The organism is Aquimarina aggregata, assembly GCF_001632745.1.
Classification (GTDB): domain Bacteria; phylum Bacteroidota; class Bacteroidia; order Flavobacteriales; family Flavobacteriaceae; genus Aquimarina; species Aquimarina aggregata.
Window position 1 is genome coordinate 1 of record NZ_LQRT01000027.1, and the last position, 4,792, is coordinate 4,792.

The 4,792-nt window shown below is 30.4% G+C and carries 2 protein-coding genes; both read left to right on the forward strand.

What is annotated here, in order from left to right; genetic code table 11:
- Nucleotides 1-146 precede the first annotated feature (146 nt).
- Nucleotides 147-2,195, forward strand: coding sequence for a DUF4365 domain-containing protein (locus AWE51_RS18185; RefSeq protein ID WP_066316426.1), 2,049 nt, complete (start codon nt 147-149; stop codon nt 2,193-2,195).
- 200 nt (nt 2,196-2,395) lie between these two features.
- Nucleotides 2,396-4,480, forward strand: a complete 2,085-nt coding sequence (locus tag AWE51_RS18190; RefSeq protein ID WP_066316430.1) for a heparin lyase I family protein — start codon at nt 2,396-2,398, stop codon at nt 4,478-4,480.
- Nucleotides 4,481-4,792: the final 312 nt, after the last annotated feature.

A 4,792-nucleotide genomic window follows, 5' to 3' on the forward strand; every position in this document is an offset into this window, starting at 1 on the left:
AATATAAAATTTGGCATTTATAGTAGAAAAGGTAAAAGCAAAATATTTATATTTAGCTAAGTAATAAACTGAAACGATAGAGCTTATCACCTGCCCTACGTTTCTTATACGAGACGTTATAGCCCATATCCCAACAAAACAACGAGATGGATTCATTAGATAATATGAAATTACCAAAAAGCTCCGAACAAGAAGAGTTAGAACAGTTGTCTAAAGATAAGTTGAGACCTTTGTTTGATCATAAATTATTTGAAGTTAGAGAAGAAACATATCGTGATAAGGGAATTGATTTATTAATTGAATTAAAATATAAAGGAAATTATACTAATTTCAGATTTTTAGTTCAATTAAAAGCTACTGAAACTAAAAAACCAAATGTCGACGGTTCATATAGCTGGCAAATAGACACTTCAAATATTCAATACCTTTTAAATGGTGGACAACCAGCATACTATATCTGTTATGTTAAAGAAAAAAATGTTTTTTACTACAAGCAACTTAATGAACTTGTAACTGAAATCTCTTCAAAAAACGAAGATTGGAATAATCAAGAAACTCATACTTTAAGAATATCAAAAAAATTAGACTCAAGTTCTATATCTGAAATCTATAATAAAGTAAAAACTAGATGTCAATTATCTAGAGAATTAATAGAAAAGCTAGATATTAAGGGTAAAAAAAATAACTCTACAAAGATTTCCATATCTGACAAACATAAAATTACTGACGAAGCTTCTATAGTTCGATTAGTTGAAAAAATAGGATTTACAATAATTAATGAAGGACGGTCTAAAGAGGTTGTTCTACTAAATGAAAAAATATCTAATGATATTAAATCTCCATTATATAATTTAATTGTTGGTGTAGCGCATTATTATACTTCCCATTTATTCGACTCTCTAGCTTTTTTTCAAAAAGCAAAGAGACAAAAAAATGAACTTAGTAAAGATTTGGCTGAAAACTTAGAGTACTTTGATACAATTATAAAATTTTCACTTGGACTCATTGATGAAAAAAAATATCAAGAAATTATTGATTCATTAAAGGATTCAGAACACCTTAAATATTACATAAAACTTGAAAATACCAAGAATCGTTATTTTGAATCTCTATTCAGTGACGAAGGTTTTGAGGTATTTAAAAATGAGTTATCCGAAATAATTAATTATAATAAACTTAATTCTAACATAAAGTTTATAGCAAAGTGTGAATACATACTTTATTGGGGGAAAAAGATAAATATGGATTTTTTTCAATCTACATCTAGACTAAATGCTTTAGGGGATAAGTTTAATGGTATTCAAGAACAAAGAATAAAAAGTGCTAATTATTTTATCTCTAGAAATAAAGAATGGAGTCTATATTGTCAAGAATTGAATAAAGAAATCTCTCAAGAAAAAGACTTCTTTGCATTCAATATGTCAACACTAAATCAAGCAAAAGTTAGGTTTGAGTTAATTGTCCTTTCCGAAATCATTCAAGAATATAATAACACTAAAAGCGCAGTAGATAACAAAGAAACTTTAGAGAATATTTTGCGAAATCTTAAAACTGTTTCTAATAATTATAGAGATTTACAACATATTGAAAATTTATTAAGTTCACTTTCAGCAGAATATGAAGTCTCTCATTATATGAAAAAAGATAATGAAATAGCTAGTATCTCTAAAGAAATGAATGATTTAGCTGAATTTCACGATTTAAAAGAAAGTAAAGCTAAAATAGATTTTCTTTTAAACGGAGGTACAATTCAAGAACATTTGGTCACTTTATTCCAAAATACAGTTGAAAAGTCAGATGATTTAAAAAAAGAACATCTAAAATTAGTAGATGAAATGAAGGCTCTTGACAAATTAGAAGAGGATAAAATTTTAAAAGATAATGAAAGTGAAACTGTTATTATTGAACTTTTTCCTATAGGTCATTTTTCAATTGTAAGAAATCAAATAAATGAATTTTACGACATCTTGAATATTGATAGTTTCAAATTAATTAAACATCTTGACTATTTCTTTGATAATGGTATTATACCTGTGCTAAATATTTTCAATGAGATAAAGAATGAAGGTTATTGTAATGGGATGTTGGATGATAAAGGAATTGAAAGTTGGAGAAAAATTAAAGAGATTAGGTTTGGTCTTTATGAAAAGGAATTTCGACGGCAAAAAATAAATACGGGCTATAACAATGTATAAGAAAACATAGGGCTTTTAATCTTAATGGGAAGGTCTGTGTTTATTTGCGATGCCGCCAAATATAAAATTTGGCATTTACGAAAAATGATAAAAGCAAAATATTTATATTTGGCTTAGTACTAATCCGAAACGTATCGCTTATCACCTGCCCTACGTTTCTTATACTAGACGTTAGCAACAATAAACAAATCTGAATTGTTATGAAAACAAGTCAACTTACCTTATTCATCACCCTATTCTTAATATTTCAAATAAATGGCCAAGAAGTCCCTGAACCTGAAAGAAATGCTGCCTTATCTCCCCCAATTATTGCTCCCTATGGACTTTTGATTGATGGTTTGCCTTTTGACGGAAGACATTTCTTTTGGCGCCCCGAAACTCAAGGTGGACATACAATGCACCCCCTGGATCCTAATAATAATTGGGACATGGAAGTCTGGAATAATAATGGCTATAATTCAGATGGTGTAGTACGTGTTTCAACAGTGCATAGTCCTATTCGAACTCATGACAATAACAAAAGCATAAGAATTCAAGTTAAAGATGAAAATGATAATGCTGGAGGAATTGATGATGGAAGATCAAGGGCAGAAGTAAAAGTCTTTCCACAACATGGGGATGGTGATGAATTTTTCTATGCCTGGAGTTTTCTAATCCCTGATACTGATGAACATCCAGACGATATTATTTCGGATAACATCATAGCGCAGTGGCATGAGAAAAATGAAATCGTATGGGAAAATAATAGAAAGGTGCAACCTCCATTCTTCCTAACCTTTAAGAATGACAAAAACCGTAATCAAAATGATAAAAAAAGAAACTTACACATTATGTATGGGTTTAGATATTCTGAAAATGGGAATCAGGGAGATTTTAAATCATTTACCCTTACAGATGCAATTGAAAAAGGTAGTTGGCAAGATGTGATTATGCATATTAAATGGTCCCCTGACCCTTCAATAGCATTTATGGAAATGTGGATCAATGACTCAAAAGTGATCGATCCGAACACTGGCGAAGACATCTTTTACAAAGCAAACCTTTACAGAGATTCAGAATCTCTATCCCCCCAACCTAACTACTTCAAACTAGGACAATATCGTTTAGGACAAACAATAGCTCAATCAATCTATATCGACGAATTTAGAATTGGCAATACAAAAGAAGAGGTAAACATGAGGACGTCCTTGATTGCAGATGATTGCGGTCGGATATTAACATATGATAATATGACTATTAGCTGTAATGAAGTTATTGGAGCCAGAGGTTACCATTTTTACTTTCCAAACGAGGACAAAATAATTTATTCAAAACGTCCATCTATAGATCTTGCTTTTTTGGATTGGATCGATTTGAATACCACATACGATATCCAGTGTCGCGTAGCACTTTATGATGAATCAAATAGAACCGATTTATTTGGGTCAGTTTGTAAAGTAACTACCCCTGCACCATTCAAGACCAAATTAACCCATGAGTATTGCAGTGTAGCTTTAGAATCAGAGAATTTGAATATCAAGGCCTATCCAGTTCCAGGTGCAACACAATATAAATTTTATGTCTCTGGAGTAACAAATCCTATTGAAAAGAATGAACCATTTCTTAATTTAGATGATTACGACTGGTTTAATTTTAATTCCAGTTATCAAATTAGTGTTAGGGTTTCTAAACCAGAGAATGCTGGCCTTATTAACCATGCTGGACAAAAATGTACAATATATTCTCCTATGAAAACAAAACTAAAAGATGAATATTGCGAAAACACATTGACTTCAATCAACCCTAGTGTTAGAGCCTATACCGTCTCTGGTGCAACTCAGTATAAGTTTTATGTTTCGGGGGTATCAAACCCCATTGAACGGAATGATCCATTTCTTAATTTAAATGATTACCATTGGTTTAATTTTAACACTAATTATCAAATTAGTGTTAGGGTTTCTAAACCCGAGAATGCTGGTTTTATTAATCATACTGGAGAAGTATGTTCTGTTAAATTTATTAATTCATCTAATAGACAAGCCGATGAAAATAGATCTTTAAAAAATAATAACTTGACTGAAAGCCTATCTATTTACCCTAATCCATCTAATGGTGTTATTTCAATTAATGGATATAACGAAAGAGAAATCAAAGTTGATTTGTTTAGTATTAATGGGTCAAAAATTCCATTCGAAATACAACATAAAGGAAGTGACATTTTGATAAAAACTAAATATAAAGGCTTGGTTTTTTTGTATTTGCAAGAAAAAAACAATATAAAAACTTACAAAGTTTGGATAAAATAAATGTGGCTAACAAGGTATAAGAAAACATAGGACTTTAAGATTTTATCAAAAGGTCTGCGTTTGTTTGTAAAGTCGCCAAATATAAAATTGGTGTTTACTAAAAATGATAAGATAAAAGCAAAATATTTATATTTAGCTAAGTAATAAACCGAAACGAAGTGCTTATCACCCACCCTACGTTTCTTATACTGAACGTTACCTGCAAGCAGAAAAATGAATATTCCAAAAACATCAGATGACCTTAAAAATGAATTCTATTCCTCAATTGACTTAATTGATAAAATAGGAGATCTAAGGATTCGACAGCTGACT

What these genes read in the sequence shown, in the direction of transcription:
- AWE51_RS18185 (WP_066316426.1), top strand. Translation starts at nt 147, where the DNA reads ATGGATTCATTAGATAATATGAAATTACCAAAAAGCTCCGAACAAGAA.
- AWE51_RS18190 (WP_066316430.1), top strand. Translation starts at nt 2,396, where the DNA reads ATGAAAACAAGTCAACTTACCTTATTCATCACCCTATTCTTAATATTT.